Annotated in this window: 12 protein-coding genes; 9 read left to right on the top strand and 3 right to left on the bottom strand. The window is 54.7% G+C overall.

From position 1 onward, the window contains the following. Positions 1-6: 6 nt before the first annotated feature. Positions 7-999, top strand: a complete 993-nt coding sequence (locus HV318_RS12455; RefSeq protein ID WP_182273006.1) for a family 8 glycosyl hydrolase — start codon at positions 7-9, stop codon at positions 997-999. A gap of 47 nt (positions 1,000-1,046) precedes the next feature. On the opposite strand, the gene bcsG is transcribed toward HV318_RS12455, so the two are convergent. From bcsG to bcsE, 3 genes are read right to left on the bottom strand one after another with little or no spacing between them, the layout of a single operon-like run. Continuing rightward, positions 1,047-2,726 carry a cellulose biosynthesis protein BcsG gene (gene bcsG / locus HV318_RS12450; RefSeq protein WP_182273005.1) on the bottom strand — a complete coding sequence of 560 codons (1,680 nt, stop codon included), beginning with the start codon at positions 2,724-2,726 and terminating at the stop codon, positions 1,047-1,049. Next, positions 2,719-2,913 (bottom strand): cellulose biosynthesis protein BcsF, encoded by a 195-nt coding sequence (bcsF, locus tag HV318_RS12445; protein WP_182273004.1) that lies wholly within the window; start codon positions 2,911-2,913, stop codon positions 2,719-2,721. The genes bcsG and bcsF overlap by 8 nt, the downstream gene beginning before the upstream one ends. Then, a complete protein-coding gene (gene bcsE / locus HV318_RS12440; RefSeq protein WP_182273003.1) occupies positions 2,910-4,472 on the bottom strand; it encodes a cellulose biosynthesis c-di-GMP-binding protein BcsE in 1,563 nt (520 codons plus the stop codon). The genes bcsF and bcsE overlap by 4 nt, the downstream gene beginning before the upstream one ends. 173 nt (positions 4,473-4,645) lie before the next feature. On the opposite strand from bcsE, the gene bcsR reads away from it, so the two are divergent. The 8 genes from bcsR to HV318_RS12400 all read left to right on the top strand — a co-directional run bounded on the left by bcsR (position 4,646) and on the right by HV318_RS12400 (position 18,775). Further along, positions 4,646-4,834, top strand: coding sequence for a cellulose biosynthesis protein BcsR (bcsR, locus tag HV318_RS12435; RefSeq protein WP_182273002.1), 189 nt, complete (start codon positions 4,646-4,648; stop codon positions 4,832-4,834). Positions 4,835-4,845: 11 nt separating this feature from the next. Then, positions 4,846-5,598 (top strand): cellulose biosynthesis protein BcsQ, encoded by a 753-nt coding sequence (gene bcsQ / locus HV318_RS12430; RefSeq protein ID WP_182273001.1) that lies wholly within the window; start codon positions 4,846-4,848, stop codon positions 5,596-5,598. After that, positions 5,595-8,210 (top strand): UDP-forming cellulose synthase catalytic subunit, encoded by a 2,616-nt coding sequence (gene bcsA, locus HV318_RS12425; protein WP_182273000.1) that lies wholly within the window; start codon positions 5,595-5,597, stop codon positions 8,208-8,210. The genes bcsQ and bcsA overlap by 4 nt, the downstream gene beginning before the upstream one ends. A 10-nt stretch (positions 8,211-8,220) precedes the next feature. After that, positions 8,221-10,626 carry a cellulose biosynthesis cyclic di-GMP-binding regulatory protein BcsB gene (gene bcsB / locus HV318_RS12420; protein ID WP_182272999.1) on the top strand — a complete coding sequence of 802 codons (2,406 nt, stop codon included), beginning with the start codon at positions 8,221-8,223 and terminating at the stop codon, positions 10,624-10,626. Between the two features lie 6 nt (positions 10,627-10,632). Continuing rightward, positions 10,633-11,739 (top strand): cellulose synthase complex periplasmic endoglucanase BcsZ, encoded by a 1,107-nt coding sequence (bcsZ, locus tag HV318_RS12415; protein ID WP_182274592.1) that lies wholly within the window; start codon positions 10,633-10,635, stop codon positions 11,737-11,739. Further along, on the top strand, positions 11,721-15,203 hold the full coding sequence (gene bcsC, locus HV318_RS12410) for a cellulose synthase complex outer membrane protein BcsC (RefSeq protein ID WP_182272998.1): 3,483 nt from the start codon (positions 11,721-11,723) through the stop codon (positions 15,201-15,203). Before bcsZ ends, bcsC begins: the two co-directional genes overlap by 19 nt. Before the next feature lie 119 nt (positions 15,204-15,322). Next, a complete protein-coding gene (hmsP, locus tag HV318_RS12405) occupies positions 15,323-17,329 on the top strand; it encodes a biofilm formation regulator HmsP (RefSeq protein WP_220471156.1) in 2,007 nt (668 codons plus the stop codon). 159 nt (positions 17,330-17,488) lie between these two features. Then, entirely contained in the window at positions 17,489-18,775 is a 1,287-nt protein-coding gene (locus HV318_RS12400) for a dicarboxylate/amino acid:cation symporter (protein WP_182272997.1), read from the top strand. The last annotated feature ends 76 nt before the right edge of the window (positions 18,776-18,851 follow it).

Genomic DNA, 18,851 nt, shown 5'->3' with positions numbered 1-18,851 from the left:
TTAATTATGCGAAAACCCATATGTGCCACGCTGGCTGTGATGATGAGTTTGCTGTTCTCTCCTCTCTCTCAGGCGGGTCAGGCCTGGGAAAGTTATAAAACACGCTTTTTCAAACCGGAAGGCCGGATTGTCGATACCGGCAATGGTGACGTTTCGCATACGGAAGGTCAGGGGTTCGCCATGCTGATGGCGGTGGCAAACAACGATAAAGCCACGTTCGATAAGCTCTGGCAGTGGACTGATAGCACGCTGAAGAACAAAGAGAACGGTCTGTTTTACTGGCGTTATAACCCCGGAGAGTCGAACCCGGTTGCCGACAAAAACAACGCTTCTGACGGCGATGTGTTGATTGCATGGGCGCTGTTAAAAGCGGATACACGCTGGCATGACAAGCGCTACAGTACTGCATCGGATGCCATCACGAAATCGTTGATTGCTCACAATATGATCCGCTATGCGGGTTACCGTGTGATGCTACCCGGTGTGCAGGGATTTAACCTGGACAGCGAAGTGGTGCTTAACCCTTCCTATTTCGTGTTCCCGGCCTGGCAGGCATTTGCAGACCGTAGCCATCAGAAGGTCTGGCGCGAATTGATTCGGGATGGGCAACGGCTGCTGGGGAAAATGGGTTCGGGTAAAGCTAACCTGCCGACCGACTGGGTCTCTCTGGAAGCGGGTGGCAAGCTGGAACCCGCCAAAACCTGGCCACCGCGCATGAGCTACGATGCCATTAGAATCCCGCTGTATGTCGCCTGGTCGGATAAACACAGTCAGCTGTTAACCCCATGGCGTACCTGGTTTAATCAATTTTCCCGGGAGCAAACCCCGGCATGGGTCAATGTCACAACGAATGAGTATGCCCCTTACATGATGGAAGGGGGGCTGCTGGCAGTACGTGATTTAACGATGGGGCAGTCATCCGGAGAACCCGAAATCACCGCCAAAGATGACTATTACTCCGCGAGTCTTAAGATGCTTGTCTGGCTCGCAGAGCAATAATACTGGCACCCGTTATACCCTCTCCCCTATGGGAGAGGGTAAGTGAGTTACTGCGGATACGGTACCCAGTCTCCACCATTCAGACGAACATACGGTTTGTTCTGGTACTGAATCACCACTGCGTTGGCGTTCTCTGAAACCTCTGCGGTTTCCGGCAGGCCACTGGTGAGCTGATTCCAGTTCACGTTATCTTCCACAAACAACTTACCGTCTACCGCTCGGGCAACCAGCTCTGAAATCGCCAGGTAGCTACCTGGTTTAGTGATCTCAATTGGCGCGCCCTGATGCGGAGCCTTCATGCCAAAGAATTTAACCCCGGCAGGTACGTTGGTGATGGACGGGCTTGGGATGTCACGCAGGCCAGAAACCTGCATTCTGTCACCTTTCAGCGCGCCACCGTGTTCCGGCACCACAATCACCATCACTTTACGGCCTGATTTTTCCAGCTCAGTGAAGAATGCATCCAGCTCATCAAAGAACTTCTGCGCACGAATCTTGTAATCGGCCGTTTTGCTCACGCCAGGATAATGGTTACCGTCGTGAAGTAGCAGAGTGTTATAGAACGTCGCGCTGCGCGGATTGCTGTCTTTTTCAATGGTCTGCAACCAGCGTTGCAGCACGGCGGTATCGTCATAAACTGGCGAACCGTCGAAGCCCAGCAGCGCCACCGGCAGACCGGTTTGATCCATCAGCGGTGCTTGCATTCCACCTTCTGCACGTACTTCTTTCAGGAAGTCACCGAACTGGCCGTTATGACCCAGCATCAGGTGCTGCGTGAAGCCCAGTCTGGACAGGTTATCAAAGAGATAACACTGGTTGCCGGCTGGCTGATACAGGTTCTTATGCGATGGCTGGCCGCAGCTGGCGCGCATCAGACGGATCGCCGCCGGGCCGCTGTACGACGTGGCGGAGTTGAAATCTTTAAACTGAATATCGAAGCGTGACCACAGTGGGTGCGACATTAAACCGGCGGCATCCACGTCTGCCCATGAGAGAGAACAGATGTTGATCACCAGCAGTTCAAACGGCTGGGCATCTGCAGGCAGCGCATCCGGGAACTTGGTCTGGCGCTTATCTTCTGCGGTATAGAAGCTGGAGAGCCAGGCGTTCAGGTTGGCAGAGGTGGGTGGGGCGGTCTGCGTTGGGATATCTCCCACCACAGGTGTATCACCTGCTGTCGCAATGGTTGCTGCCGCAGCGCCACCCGTGGCGGCGACCGTCGTGGTCGGCTGGCCAACGGGCCACAGGGAGAAGCTCGACCCTGCCAGCGTCAGCACGTTAAGCCAGACCATAATGGCGACGACAAACACCGTGACGCGAAGCCACTGCGCCAGGAACAGCCAGGCAACCAGCAGCACAAACACCGCGCCAATCATCTGCCAGTTAATGAAACGCTCGGTCAGGTCGACGATATAGCCGGAACTAAAGCTCGCAACCTGTGAGCCCTGGCTCATGATGCTGTCCGGCCCCGGTAGCCAGGTGTCATGCCAGAACAACGCAAAGCCCACCGGGATGGCAACCCAGTGGCGCAGGCGATGCAGCCTGATATTTGGCAGAGGCATCAGCAGGAAGGCCATAAACACCAGGTTGAGCAGCGGATGGAAGTTCAGGTACCCTGCCCACAGCAGGCCAAACTTCACCAGAAAGTAGAAGTTCCAGCCGGAAAGGCCGCGCCAGTATTGCCAGAGCGGCGAAGGTGCCGAAGCGGTATAGGTAGAATTAGTCATGTTTTCGATTTGCCCTGGAGTGTGAATTCCGTGTCAGTGTACCGGCTGGTTTAACGTAGCGTGGTCTTACAAACAGCACTCTGGCCGTATTACAAATACGGTGCAGTGAATGGCGCGCATAGTAACCAAGCGGGAAAAAGATCAGCGCACAAAATACGACCAGTTGAATGATATCGCTGATATTCATGATGATGCGTTCTCCCCGTTCTCTGGTAATAAGCGAAGTGGTTCTGGCACCCGACGCCAGACATGTCCGTCATGCTTAGCATTGAGAACCGGTTTGAAATTGCTGGTCATAGGGAGCGGTTTAACCCAGTGCTCAGGTTCGAGGGTGCGCATCTGCACAAGCTCTGCAGCGATCAGGTTATCTTCGAACCAGGTCATACGGTTCGAGAATATATCTCCGGTTGGCAGAGGGAAGATATGATTCAGCGCGGTGTCGAGATCGTTGATTCGACAGAATGACAAAAACAGAACCAGACGGTTGCCGCCAATCGTCATGATATCCCCGGTGCGGTTCGGGCGGCACAAGGTCAGTGCCTGCTCAACGCGGATACCCGGTACCGGACGAAGAGCCACCATTACCCCTTTCCCGTCTGCCGGAAGCAACGTGTTGTTCATCATGTTGCCGACGGCATCGCAGAAGGTATCCCACTTCTGGTATCCGCGCAGTTTCATCGGTTGGGTCATAGAGAGCAACGTGGAGATGTCTTCCGGCACATGGCGGTTAAACTGCTGACCCTGAATACTTTCGAGAAGCGTCAGGCAGCGTGACAGCGGGGCATTCCACGGTATGACCATATTCGCACCGCAGCCCAGCAGCAGGCGCTCGTCTGTGGCACGCAGGCTGGTATTATTTTCGCGCACCACAATTTTTAGCGCACTGCCGCGCTGGCGGCGTAAGGTGTGAATTTGTCTTGCCAGTGTTTCTATCTGGTTATTCTGCGTTAATGAGAAAACAATGGTTGCTGCCTGGGTGGTACGGGCTTCATGAAACAGGGCTTCGTTGGTTTCAAACAGTGACCAGTTTTCAGAAAGCGCGGGTGCGACTTCTAATACTGCAAGATGGCTCAGAATGCGTTTTTCATCGCTGCGCGGTTGAACCACGGTTTCTTCAAGGCGTGCGAGATGCCACTCGCCCTCAATCAGTTTGAGCGTCAGTTGCTGTCTGGCACTCACCCCTTTTTCATTACACCAGAATGCAACGTCGTAGAGATAACTGTCCGCCTGGTCATGGATACTTGCCAGCCCGGAGAGGGAGCGATATTGACTCATTAAAAGCGAGACGAGCTTGTCGTTATTACTGCCAGGGTTGATGACCAATAGTGTGCAATTTTGAAATTTTGCCCATTTATTGATTTTTTCCAGCCAGTGCAGCAGTTTTTCAACAGGGATATTTTGCAGAGCGTTATTAGAACATTTGAGGATAAGTAGATAGTGATCAGGGTCAATAGAGCACTGGACGTCGCGAGTCATAAAGTATAGACCATCGGTTTTCGCGGGCATGGTAAATAATTTTACGGCCTGCGGTCCACGATCGCTTTCAAGCTCGATGATGTTTTTAGGCTCTTCGCCCATGCTAATGACTGCCACGCGAGCATCCTTGTCCTGTGCAGCAATTGTCTGGTTTACCAGACGGATAGCATCTTCATTGCGATCCGTATTCACCCACCAGACTCCTCCGACTGGCATGTGGCGCAATTCGTCCCATAATGACTGGATGCCAATAGAAAATATGGAGTTCACGGTGTCCCTCTTTTCGTTTAATTTATCTGTATCTCAGTTTACTAGCGAAAGCGTAGAAATAAACCTAACATTGAAATTAAAGAACATCAGATTTAGCATGTAAACGAAAATTCATAGGGCAGGAAGCCTCGCGACATCTGATCTTGCGGCTTTACTCAAAGGGATGAAAAAAAATGCATAATAACGAACCTGGAACACCCGTTGACTCAAGTCTGGGTTACACATTCCAAAATGATTTTCTGGCGCTGACGCAGGCTTTTTCATTGCCTGAAATAGATTACACCGATATTTCCCAGCGGGAACAGTTGGCCGCGGCTATTAAACGCTGGCCGTTATTAGCTGAATTAGCCCAACAACAATAAGGGAGCCATTGATGGCCATACTCGGATTACAGGGCGTCCGTGGGGGAGTGGGTACAACATCCATTACCGCGGCGCTGGCGTGGTCATTACAGCTGTTAGGCGAGTCGGTGCTGGTTATTGATGCCTGCCCGAATAATTTGCTGCGTATGTCTTTCAACGTTGACTTCGCTCATCAGGGAGGCTGGGCACGTGCGTTGCTGGATGGTAAAGACTGGCGAGATGCCGGGTTGCGCTATACCTCTCAGCTCGACTTGCTGCCTTTCGGGCAACTGACCATCGATGAGCGTGAGAATTACTACGCAAACCAGCCCACACTGGAGGAATTTATCCACGCCCTGCAGCGCCTTAAAGAAAAAGGCCATTACCAGTGGATTTTACTGGATCTGCCGCATGGCTACGCTCCGCTCACGCGTCAGCTTATCGCGCAATGTGACCATATCCTGTCCATTGTGAACGTTGATGCAAATTGCCATATCCGTTTGCACCAGCAAGTGCTGCCCAAAAACCCCCATCTGCTGATTAACGATTTACGCGTTGGCAGCCAGGTGCAGGACGACCTGTACCAGGTTTGGCTGCAAAGCCAGCGCCACCTGCTGCCGATGGTGATTCACCGTGATGAGGGGATGGCCGAATGCCTCGCTTCCAAACAGCCACTCGGCGAATACCGTAGCGATTCACTGGCGGCAGAAGAAGTTCTGACGCTGGCGAACTGGTGTCTGCTGCACTTCGCCACCGGGGCGGAGCCAGCCGGGAGTTCCGTATGAGCCGTCTGTCCACCTGGTTACTCATCCCGCCGGTCAGTTCGCGTTTAAGCGAACGCTACCGGCATTACCGTCGGCATGGTGCTTCATGGTTTAGCGCCACGCTCGGCTGTTTCTGGATGATCCTGGCCTGGATGTTCATTCCGCTCGAACACCCTCGCTGGCAGCGTATTCGTGCGCGGCACAGTGAGCTTTATCCGCATATTAACCCTGACAGACCGCGGCCATTAGATCCGGCGCGTTATCTTATTCAGGCTATCTGGCTGGTGGCGACCACGCCCCAGTCGGACAACAAGTCCACACGCTGGCGCAGCTTCGAACGTGCCCATCAATTACGTGAACGCTACCACCAGTGGCTGGATAAATTGCCCGACCGTGTCGGCGATCGCACCAGTCACCTGGATAACCACAAAGAACTCGGGCACCTGCATCCGGGATTGCGGCGTTTTATCCTCGGCGTGATCGTGGTGTTCTCGCTCATTCTGGCTCTGGTCTGTATTACTCAGCCCTTTAACCCTCTGGCGCAGTTCACCTTCCTGATCCTGCTGTGGGGTGTGGCGCTGCTGGTGCGACGTATCCCGGGGCGCTTCTCTGCTCTGATGCTGATCGTGCTGTCGCTGACCGTCTCCTGTCGCTACATCTGGTGGCGTTATACCTCGACGCTGAACTGGGATGATCCGGTAAGCCTGGTGTGTGGTTTGGTGCTGTTGTTTGCAGAAACCTACGCCTGGATTGTACTGGTGCTGGGCTATTTCCAGGTGGTCTGGCCGCTCAATCGCCAGCCTGTGCCGTTGCCAAAAGATACGTCGCTGTGGCCGACTGTCGATCTCTTTGTGCCGACCTACAACGAAGACTTGACCGTCGTGAAGAACACGATTTACGCGGCGTTGGGCATCGACTGGCCGAAGGATAAACTCAAAATCTGGGTGCTTGATGACGGTGGCCGTGAAGAGTTCCGCCAGTTTGCGGAAGAGGTGGGCGTGGAGTATGTCGCCCGAACCACCCACGAACACGCGAAAGCCGGGAACATCAACAACGCGCTGAAATATGCCACAGGGGAGTTTGTCGCCATCTTTGACTGCGACCACGTGCCGACGCGCTCGTTCCTGCAAATGACGATGGGCTGGTTCCTCAAAGAGAAACCGCTGGCGATGATGCAGACACCACACCATTTCTTCTCGCCGGATCCGTTTGAACGTAACCTTGGCCGTTTCCGTAAAACACCAAACGAAGGCACGCTGTTCTACGGTCTGGTACAGGACGGGAACGACATGTGGGATGCGACCTTCTTCTGTGGTTCGTGTGCCGTCATTCGCCGCAAACCGCTGGATGAAATTGGTGGCATTGCCGTCGAAACCGTCACCGAAGATGCCCACACTTCACTGCGTCTGCACCGTCGCGGTTATACCTCTGCCTACATGCGGATCCCGCAGGCAGCAGGTCTGGCAACGGAGTCACTTTCGGCGCATATCGGCCAGCGTATTCGCTGGGCTCGCGGGATGGTACAGATTTTCCGTCTCGATAACCCGCTGCTTGGGAAAGGGTTAAAGCTGGCGCAGCGGCTGTGCTACGTCAACGCCATGTTCCACTTCTTATCCGGTATTCCGCGGCTGATCTTCCTGACCGCGCCGCTGGCGTTCCTGCTTCTTCATGCTTACATCATCTACGCGCCTGCGCTGATGATTGCGCTGTTTGTCTTGCCGCACATGATCCACGCGAGCCTGACGAACTCGAAGATTCAGGGCAAATATCGCCACTCGTTCTGGAGTGAAATCTACGAAACAGTGCTGGCCTGGTATATCGCACCGCCAACGATGGTGGCGCTGATTAATCCACATAAAGGCAAATTCAACGTCACCGCGAAAGGTGGCCTGGTGAAAGAAGAGTATGTCGACTGGGTGATCTCCCGTCCGTACATCTTCCTCGTACTGCTCAATATCGTTGGCGTCATTGCCGGCGTCTGGCGTTACTTCTACGGCCCTGAAAACGAGATCCTGACGGTATTCGTGAGTATGGCATGGGTGTTCTACAACCTGATTATCCTCGGCGGTGCGGTGGCGGTGTCGGTGGAAAGCAAACAGGTACGTCGCGCGCATCGTGTTGAAATCAGCATGCCTGCGGCGATAGCCCGTGAAGATGGCCATCTCTTCTCCTGTACCGTGCATGACTTCTCGGACGGTGGTCTGGGTATCAAAATCAACGGTCAGGCGAAGGTGCTGGAGGGGCAGAAAGTTAACCTGCTGCTCAAGCGTGGTCAGCAAGAGTATGTCTTCCCGACGCAGGTTGTGCGTGTGTTAGGCAATGAAGTCGGTCTGCAGCTGATGCCGCTGACCAAGAAGCAACATATTGATTTTGTGCAGTGTACGTTTGCCCGCGCGGACACGTGGGCTCTCTGGCAGGACAGCTTCCCGGAAGATAAACCTCTGGAAAGCCTGCTGGATATTCTGAAGCTGGGGTTCCGTGGCTATCGTCACCTTGCAGAATTTGCCCCGTCATCGGTGAAATTAATTTTCCGGACACTTACTTCGCTGGTTTCCTGGGTCGTGTCGTTCATTCCTCGTCGTCCTGAGCGGGATGAGGCGAAGCAGGCGGACCCGGTTATGGCTCAACAATGATGATAACGCGATGAAAACAAAACTTTCCTGGTTATGTGCAGTGGCAATGGGGATGAGTGCGCTCCCCGCAACAATGGCTAACGCAGCGCCTGAAAACGCAGCAGCCACGGCTGCCTCAACGGTTCCTGTGGTTGCGGTCACAGCAGCATCCGGTCAAACGGAGAACGTTGCTGCAAACTTGTCTGCGGAGGGGAACACGCTGTCGGCAGACCAGAGCGTCGTCGGGCAGGTTATGCCGGGAGTCCGTGGTGCTAACGCGCCCGTTGTCGCGGAAAATGCCCCGTCGCGGGACGTGAAGCTGACCTTTGCCCAGATTGCCCCACCTCCGGGCAGCATGGTGCTGCGTGGCATCAACCCTGATGGTGGCATTGAGTTTGGCATGCGCAGCGATGAAGTCGTATCGAAGGCGATGCTGAATCTCGAGTACACGCCATCTCCGGCGCTTCTGCCAGTACAATCGCAGCTCAAGGTTTACCTGAATGACGAGCTGATGGACGTACTGCCTGTCACGAAAGAACAGCTGGGTAAAAAAACGCTGGCACAGGTGCCAATCAACCCGCTGTTTATCACCGACTTTAACCGCGTCCGGCTGGAGTTCGTGGGTCACTACCGTGACGTGTGTGAAAACCCGGCCAGCAGCACGCTGTGGGTGGACGTGGGTCGTAACTCATCGTTGCAGATGACCTACCAGTCGCTGTCGCTGAAAAACGATCTCTCGTCGTTCCCGATCCCGTTCTTTGATCCTCGCGATAACCGTCAGTTAACGCTGCCGGTGGTGTTCGCGGCATCCCCGGACGTGACCCAACAGCTGGCGGCCACCATTGTGGCATCCTGGTTTGGCTCCCGTTCCGCCTGGCGCGGACAGAACTTCCCGGTGATGTTCGATCAACTGCCGGATCGTAATGCCGTGGTCTTTGCGACCAATGACAAACGTCCATCTTTCCTGCGTGATCATCCGGACGTGAAAGCCCCTACGGTTGAAATCATGAGCCACCCTGACAACCCGTACGTAAAACTGCTGGTGGTGTTTGGTCGTGATGATAAAGATCTGGTGCAGGCAGCAAAAGGGATTGCGCAGGGTAATGTCCTGTTCCGTGGTACCAGCGTGGTTGTCGATGATGTGAAGCCACTGCTGGCGCGTAAACCTTACGATGCGCCAAATTGGGTGCGTACCGATCGTGCCATTACCTTTGGTGAGCTGAAAACCTATGAAGAACAACTTCAGTCGACGGGGCTTGAGCCTGCACCTGTCAACCTGTCACTGAATCTACCGCCCGATCTGTATCTGCTGCACACGAACGGGATCGATATCAATCTGAAGTACCGCTATACCGCGCCAGCCACCAAAGATAGCTCGCGTATGGATATCAGCCTGAACAACCAGTTCCTGCAATCCTTCAGTCTGATCAGTACTCAGGACAACAACCAGCTGATGCTGCGTCTGCCGGTGCTGCAGGGGCTGCTGGATGGTAAAACCGATGTCTCTATTCCGGCACTGAAACTGGGGGCGGTGAACCAGCTGCGCTTTGACTTCCAGTACATGAACCCGATGCCTGGTGGTTCGGCGGACAACTGCATCACCTTCCAGCCGGTGCAGAACCATGTCGTGATTGGTGACGAGTCGACCATCGACTTCTCGAAGTTCTATCACTTCCTTGCGATGCCGGATCTGCGTGCGTTTGCCAATGCCAGCTTCCCGTTCAGCCGTATGGCTGACCTGTCTGAATCCATTGTTGTGATACCAAAAGCGCCAAACGAAGCTCAGGTTACCACCCTGCTGGACACAATGGCGTCGATGGGGGCGCAAACGGGCTTACCGGCGATTAACGTCACGTTGACCGACGATGGCAGCCAGATCCAGAACAAAGATGCCGACATCATGCTGATCGGGAGCATCCCGGATAAGCTGAAGGATGAAAAACGCGTCGACTTGCTGGTGAAGGCGACCCAGTCCTGGGTTAATACGCCGCTGCGTCAGACTGAATTCCCGAGCATTATGCCGGATTCCAACGATCGTCAGGCCAGCGTACAAACGACGGTAACCTCTCAGGGGGCGATGGCTGCGGTTGTTGGCTTCCAGTCACCTTACAACGACCAGCGTAGCGTGGTAGCTCTGCTGGCGGATAGCCCACGCGGTTATACGTTGCTTAACAATGCAATGAATGACAGTGGTAAGCGTGCGTCTATGTTTGGTTCGGTCGCGATCATTCGTGAATCGGGGGTCAACAGCCTGCGCGTAGGCGATGTCTACTATGTGGGTCATCTGCCGTGGTTCGAGCGTCTGTGGTATGCCCTGGCTAACCATCCGGTGCTGCTGGCTATTCTGGCTGCAGTGAGCGTGGTGTTGCTGGCATGGGTGCTGTGGCGTCTGCTGCGAATCATCAGTCGTCGTCGCCTGAACCCGGATCGTGAGTAAGATGTGATGAAAGCCTTTCACTGGTGTGTGTTAGCCGCGTTGATGCTGGCGACGACGAGTCTTCGCGCCGCCTGCACCTGGCCTGCCTGGGAGCAGTTTAAACAGGACTACATCAGTGAAAGCGGGCGTGTCATTGATCCCAGTGACACGCGCAAAATTAGTACATCTGAAGGGCAAAGCTATGCGCTGTTCTTTGCGCTGGCAGCGAATGACCGTAAGACGTTTGACCTGCTGTTGACATGGACGCGCGACAATCTTGCCCAGGGGAATTTACACGACCATCTGCCGGCCTGGTTATGGGGGCAGAAAGACAAAGAAAACTGGGCGATTATTGATACAAACTCCGCGTCGGATGCTGATATCTGGATTGCCTGGTCACTGCTCGAAGCGGGTCGGTTATGGAAACATCCGGACTACACCCGCACAGGCAAGGCATTACTTAAACGCATTGTCAGCGAGGAAGTGGTGAAAGTGCCAGGGCTTGGCTCGATGCTGCTGCCGGGTAAAGTCGGCTTTGCCGAGGCACATGTCTGGCGCTTTAACCCCAGCTATCTTCCCCCTCAGCTGGCGAGCTATTTCACGCGTTTTGGTGCCCCGTGGACCACGCTTCGTGAAACGAACCTGCGCTTACTGCTGGAGACTGCGCCGAAAGGTTTTTCCCCGGACTGGGTGCAATATCAGAAAAACAGAGGCTGGCAGTTAAAGCAGAATAAATCGCTGGTGGGCAGCTACGACGCCATCCGTGTCTACCTCTGGGTGGGCATGATGAGCGATCAGGACCCACAGAAGGCCAGGTTGCTGGCGCGTTTCCAGCCGATGGCCGCAATGACAACGAAACAAGGTGTGCCGCCGGAGAAAGTGGATGTGGCAAGCGGGAAACATACGGGCAAAGGCCCGGTTGGTTTTTCCGCCTCACTGCTACCTTTTTTACAAAAGCGTGACGCGCAGGCGGCACAACGCCAGCGTGTTGCAGACCATTTTCCCGATAAAAATGCCTATTACAGCTACGTGCTGACCCTCTTTGGACAAGGATGGGATCAGCATCGTTTTCGCTTCACCGCAAAAGGTGAATTAATACCGGATTGGGGCCAGGAATGCGCAAGTTCACATTAAATCTACTCAGTTTATCGCTTGGCCTGGCTTTGATGCCGTTGGCTCAGGCCGCGAATTCCCCGCAACAGCAACAGCTGCTGGAACAGGTACGTCTGGGAGAATCGACGCAGCGCGAGGATTTGGTTCGTCAGTCGCTCTATCGTCTTGAACTGATTGACCCGAACAACCCTGACGTCATTGCCGCACGCTTCCGTTACCTGCTGCGTCAGGGGGATACTGCCGGTGCGCAAAAAGAGCTGGATCGTCTGAAAGGGATTGCGCCGAGCTCCGGTGCCTACCAGTCGTCGCGGAATACGATGCTGCTTTCCACCCCTGATGGTCGTCAGGCGCTACAGCAGGCGCGTTTACTGGCCACGACAGGTCACACCCAGGAAGCGATTGCCGCGTATGACAAGCTCTTTGCCGGAAACCCGCCTGGCGGCGATCTGGCGACAGAATACTGGAACGTGGTGGCGAAAGACCCGGCTCGCCGCAGTTCGGCCATTAACCAGCTGAAGAAAATCAATGCCAGTAGCCCCGGCAATACGCAGCTGCAGGCGACGCTGGCGCAACTACTGTTCCAGAGCGGACGCAGTGATGAAGGCTTTGCTGTGCTGCGGGAGATGGCTAAATCCAACGGTGGCCGTAGCCAGGCGTCTGATATGTGGTATCAGCAGATCAAAGACCAGCCAGCCAGCAGCGCCAGCGTTAGCGCGTTGCAAAAATACCTGAGCGTGTTTAGTGACGGTGATAGCGTGGCGGCGGCGCGTTCACAGCTTGAAGCGCAGCAAAAACAGCTCGCCGATCCAGCGTTCCGTGCAAAAGCGGAAGGATTAGCAGCCGTCGATGCCGGGCAGGGCGGTAAGGCGGTGGCAGAGCTGCAAAAAGCGGTCAGCGCGAATCATGCCGACAGTGAAGCCGTTGGCGCGCTGGGCCAGGCGTATTCGCAGAAAGGCGATCGTGCCCGCGCGGTCACTCAGTTTGAAAAGGCGATCGCCCTCGATCCGCAGAGTGATAACCGGGGTAAATGGGATAGTCTGCTGAAGGTTAACCGCTACTGGCTGCTTATCCAGCAGGGTGACGCCGCGCTCAAGGCGAATAACCCTGCACAGGCGGAGCGTGACTATCAGCAGGCGCGTAACATCGACAATACCGACAGCTACGCGGTGCTGGGGTTGGGCGATGTCGCGGTGGCGCGCAAAGATAATGCGGCTGCCGAGCGCTATTATCGTCAGGCGTTGCGTATGGACAGCGGTAACAGCAATGCGGTACGCGGCCTTGCCAATATCTATCGCGCGCAGTCCCCGGAGAAAGCCTCACAGTTTATTCAGTCGCTGTCTGCCAGCCAGCGTCGCAGTATTGATGATATTGAACGTAGTCTGACCAACGAGCAGCTCTCTTCCCAGGCAGAACAGCTGGAAAACCAGGGAAAATACGCTCAGGCCGCAGAAATTCAGCGCCGTCGTCTGGCGCTCTCTCCCGGAGATGTGTGGATAACCTACCGTCTGTCGCGCGATCTCTATAGCGCAGGCCAGCGCAGCCAGGCGGATAACCTGATGCGTCAGCTTGCCAGCCAAAAACCGTCCGACCCGGATCAGGTCTATGCAAACGGGCTTTACCTGTCGGGTAACGATCAGGACAGAGCCGCGCTCGCACATCTGGACAAGCTGCCGCGTAGCCAGTGGAACAGCAATATTCAGGAGTTGGCCGATCGCCTGCAAAGTAATCAGGTGCTGGAAACGGCGAACCGTCTGCGGGATAGCGGTAAGGAGCAGGAGGCGGAGAATATGCTCCGTCAGCAACCGGCTTCCACCCGTATTGATTTAACGCTTGCGGACTGGGCACAGCAGCGTGGCGATCGCGAGGCCGCGAAAACCGCCTACGGCACCGTTTTACAGCGTGAGCCGCAAAACGAAGATGCGATCCTCGGTCTGACCGAAGTGTATATTGCTGAAGGCAATAAAGACGCTGCGCGTGCAGAGCTGGCGAAACTGCCTGCCGCACAGCATGGCCAGCCGTTGTCACTCAACATGCAGCGCCGGGTGGCGATGGCGCAGGCGGGTCTTGGCGATTCTGCCGCCGCAGAACAAACGTTCAGCAAAATCATCCCTCAGGCCAAATCGCAGCCCGCTTCTATGGAAAATGCGCTGGTGTTACGTGATGCGGCGCGTTTCCAGGCGCAAAACGGCCAGCCTCAACAGGCGCTGGAAACGTATAAAGATGCGATGGTGTCGTCCGGTATCACAACCACGCGTCCGGTTGACAATGACAGCTTTACCCGCCTGACACGAAATGATGAGAAAGATGACTGGCTGAAGCGCGGCGTACGCAGCGATGCCGGTGATCTGTACCGTCAGCAGGATGTTAACGTCACGCTGCAACACGATTACTGGGGTTCAAGCGGCACGGGCGGATATTCCGACCTCAAAGCGCATACCACTATGCTGCAGGCAGATGCACCGCTGGCGGATGGGCGTATGTTCTTCCGCAGTGACCTGGTCAATATGGATGCCGGTTCGTTTGCCACCAAAAACGGGGAATACGATCCTAAATGGGGTACCTGTGCGGAAACGCCTTGTCATGGCAATACTAATCAGTCGGCAAATGGCGCGAGCATCGCCGTAGGCTGGAAGAACAAAACCTGGGCGATGGACATCGGTACGACGCCGATGGGCTTTGATGTGGTGGATGTTGTTGGCAGCCTGAGCTATAGCAATGACCTGGGCCCAATTGGCTATACCGTTAATGCCCATCGTCGCCCAATTTCCAGCTCCGTGCTGGCTTTTGCCGGTCAGCATGACTCCAATACGGACACCACATGGGGCGGCGTACGTGCAACCGGTGGTGGCGTGAGCATAAGCTATGACAAAGGTGAGGCGAATGGTATCTGGTCAAGCCTGAGCGCGGACAGCCTGACGGGTAAAAATGTGGAAGATAACTGGCGCGTCCGCTGGATGACCGGTTACTACTACAAGATCATTAATCAAAATAATGAGCGCCTGACAGCCGGCCTGACTAACATGCTCTGGCATTATGACAAAGATCTGAGCGGCTATACCCTGGGACAGGGCGGCTATTATAGCCCGCAGGAGTATGTCTCCTTTGCATTACCGGTGACCTGGCGGAAACGCACTGAGAACTGGTCGTGGGAACTGGGTGGCTCCGTGTCGTGGTCGCATTCAAAAACTGACGATGTGCTGCGCTATCCGCTTCAGGGGCTGATCCCAACCGATGAGCCTGGTCGTTACACCGACAGGGGTGTGATGGAAACGGGCAGCAGTTCTTCAGGAACCGGTTATACCGCAAGAGCCATCATTGAACGCCGTGTGACCTCCAACTGGTTTGTCGGTCTCGGTGTTGATATTCAGGAAGCGAAAGATTACACCCCGAGCCATGCGCTGCTCTATGTGCGTTATTCCGCAGCGGGCTGGCAGGGCGATATGGACTTACCGCCGCAACCGCTCATACCGTACGCAGACTGGTAATCAGATTTAGCTTAATCCATGTGTAAGGCTCTCTAAAAAGTGTAGCAATCGGGTATACTCAGGCGCACCAGGTTTACCCCCTGGTGCGCCTTGCGCTTCGAGTTTTGTGGAGAGTCATTTTGCGTGTCAGCCGTTCTTTAACGATCAAACAGATGGCGATGGTTTCTGCCGTCACGATGCTGTTTGTATTCCTCTTCTGCGTTATTTTGCTGTTTCATTCCGTACAGCAGAATCGCTATAACACGGCTTCGCAATTAGAAAGTATTGCGCGCTCGGTGCGCGGCCCACTCTCAGCTTCTATCCTGAAAGGGGATATCCCCGAAGCGGAAAGTATTTTAAAACGCATTCAGCCTGCCGGTATTGTCAGCCGGGCGGATGTGGTGTTACCTAACCAGTTCCAGGCACTGCGGATGAGTTTTATCCCTGAACGGCCCGTCCCAATGATGGTTATGCGCCTGTTTGAGCTGCCGGTACAAATCTCGCTACCCGTTTATTCGCTCGAACGACCAGCCAACCCCCAGCCGTTAGCTTATCTGGTGCTGCAGGCGGACTCATACCGCATGTATAAGTTCGTGATGAACTGGGTGGCTACGTTAGTAACTACTTACTTACTTTTGACGCTCATTCTGAGCGTGGCGCTCACCTGGTGTATTAACCGGTTGATTGTTCACCCCTTGCGTCACATCGCCAGGGAGCTGAATAACCTTTCACCACAGAACCAGGTGGGACACCAGCTTGAGCTGCCACGCCTTCATCATGACGATGAGATAGGCATGCTGGTGCGCAGCTACAATATCAACCAACAGCGCATCCTGCGTCAGCAGGACGAGTTAAACAGCAGTGCCACGCGATTTCCGGTGTCGGAGTTACCCAACAAAGCGTTTCTGATGGCGCTACTGGAGCAGACTGTTGCCCGCCAGCAGACAACGGCGCTGATGGTGGTTGCCTGTGAAACCCTGCAGGATACGGCGGGTGTGCTTAAAGAGAGCCAGCGCGAAGTGTTGTTGCTGACGCTGGTGGAAAAAGTGAAATCCGTCCTGGCACCGCGCATGGTACTGACCCAGGTGAGTGGTTATGATCTGGTGATTATTGCTCATGGTGTGAAAGAGCCGTGGCATGCCGTCACATTAGGTCAGCAAGTGCTCACTGTCATTAATGAGCGGCTGCCGGTTCAGGGTATCCAGCTTCGTCCGAGCGCCAGCATCGGGATTGCGATGTTTTACGGCGACCTGACGGCAGAACAGCTTTACCGTCGCGCGTTCTCGGCGGCCCAGACTGCCCGCCGCAAAGGGAAAAACCAGATCCAGTTCTTCGACCCGGAGCAAATGGAAAATGCGCAGCAGCGCCTGACCGAAGAGAGCGATATTCTCACCGCGCTGGATAACCACCAGTTTGCCATCTGGATGCAGCCGCAGGTGAATTTGCTGACGGGCGAGGTCAAAAGTGCCGAAGCGTTGCTGCGTATGCAGCAGCCGGATGGCTCGTGGGAGCTACCTGAAGGGTTTATCGAGCGTATCGAGTCCTGCGGCCTGATGGTTACCGTAGGCTACTGGGTGCTTGAGGAGTCGTGCCGCCAGCTTGCCGCCTGGCAGGCGCGTGGCGTGACCCTGCCGCTGTCGGTGAATCTGTCAGCCCTGCAGCTTATGCACCCGACGATGGTTTCTGAGATGCTGGAGTTGATTCATCGTTACCGGATCCAGCCCGATACGCTGATTCTGGAAGTGACGGAAAGCCGTCGCATTGACGATCCGAATGAGGCGGTCGCGATCCTGAAACCGCTGCGAAATGCCGGTATTCGTATTGCGCTGGACGATTTTGGCATGGGCTACGCCGGGTTGCGTCAGCTCCAGCACATGAAAACACTGCCGGTGGATGTCCTGAAAATTGACAAAGCCTTTGTTGACGGGCTGCCGGATGACAGCAGCCTGGTGCAGGCCATTATCCATATGGCACGCAGTCTCAACTTGCATGTGATTGCAGAGGGCATCGAGACGGAAGCTCAGCGCGACTGGCTGGCTGAAGCGGGTGTGGAAAGTGGACAAGGCTTTTTGTTTGCTCGCGCCGTCCCGTCGGATGTCTTTGAGCAACGGTATCTTTCCAGCGCTGGCAATAACGCAAAAGTGTAATTTTGTTGCTGGCTTGTGCGAGTCAGCTCAAAGTTTTTAACATTTGTGTTTCAAAGTTGATGTTGGTTTATTTCTGTCATGTTTTACGGGTGTTATTTTAAAGCCGCAGGCTAACCATAACTTTATAAAGCCTGTGGTTTTTCTTCCCAAGGACACCCTATGAAAACCTCTCTCTTCAAAAGCCTTTACTTTCAGGTCCTGACAGCCATCGCAATCGGTATTCTGCTTGGCCACTACTACCCTGAACTGGGCGCACAAATGAAACCGCTTGGCGACGCGTTCGTTAAGCTCATCAAAATGGTTATCGCTCCGGTGATCTTCTGTACGGTGGTGACCGGCATCGCTGGCATGGAAAGCATGAAAGCGGTGGGTCGTACCGGTGCAGTCGCGCTTCTTTATTTCGAAGTGGTCAGTACCATTGCCCTGATTATTGGTCTGATTATCGTTAACGTGGTGCAGCCAGGTGCGGGCATGAACGTTGACCCGTCGACGCTGGACGCCAAAGCGGTCGCGGTTTATGCCGACCAGGCGAAGGATCAGGGCGTTGTGGCCTTCCTGCTGGACATTATTCCGGGTAGCGTCATCGGCGCATTCGCCAGCGGAAACATCCTGCAGGTGCTGATGTTTGCCGTGCTGTTTGGCTTTGCTCTGCACCGTCTGGGCAGCAAAGGCCAGCTCATCTTTAACGTGATTGAAAGCTTCTCGCAGGTCATCTTCGGCATCATCAATATGATCATGCGTCTGGCTCCGATTGGTGCCTTCGGTGCAATGGCGTTCACCATCGGTAAATACGGTGTGGGTACGCTGGTGCAGCTGGGTCAGCTGATTATCTGCTTCTATATCACCTGTATTCTGTTCGTGGTGGTGGTGCTGGGGTCAATTGCCCGCGCGGCGGGTTTCAGCATTTTCAAATTTATCCGCTACATCCGCGAAGAGTTGCTGATTGTTCTGGGCACGTCGTCCTCTGAATCTGCACTGCCGCGTATGCTCGATAAGATGGAAAAACTGGGCTGTCGTAAGTCGGTGGTGGGGCTGGTTATTCCAACGGGCTACTCATTTAACCTGGATGGCACGTCGATCTACCTGACGATGGCCGCGGTGTTTATCGCTCAGGCAACAAACAGCCATATGGATATTTTCCATCAGGTTACCCTGCTGGTGGTGCTCCTGCTCTCATCTAAAGGGGCGGCAGGTGTAACAGGCAGTGGCTTTATCGTGCTGGCGGCGACCATTTCGGCGGTGGGGCACCTGCCGGTGGCCGGCCTGGCGTTAATTCTCGGTATTGACCGCTTTATGTCTGAAGCCCGTGCGTTAACCAACCTGGTCGGTAACGGTGTGGCAACGGTGGTGGTGGCGAAATGGGTGAAAGAGCTGGATCACAAAAAGCTCAATGACACGTTAAATAATCGTCCGGCTGACGGCAAAACCACAGGTTTATCCTCTTAATCTCCTGATAAATGCCCGTATTCCCTTGTCGGGATGCGGGCTCCTGCGCATAATAACTGCTCATACCTGTCATAAT

It is taken from the genome of Enterobacter sp. RHBSTW-00901 (assembly GCF_014103115.1).
GTDB classification, from domain to species: Bacteria; Pseudomonadota; Gammaproteobacteria; order Enterobacterales; family Enterobacteriaceae; genus Enterobacter; species Enterobacter cloacae_P.
This window is presented reverse-complemented; position numbering and strand designations above follow the sequence as displayed.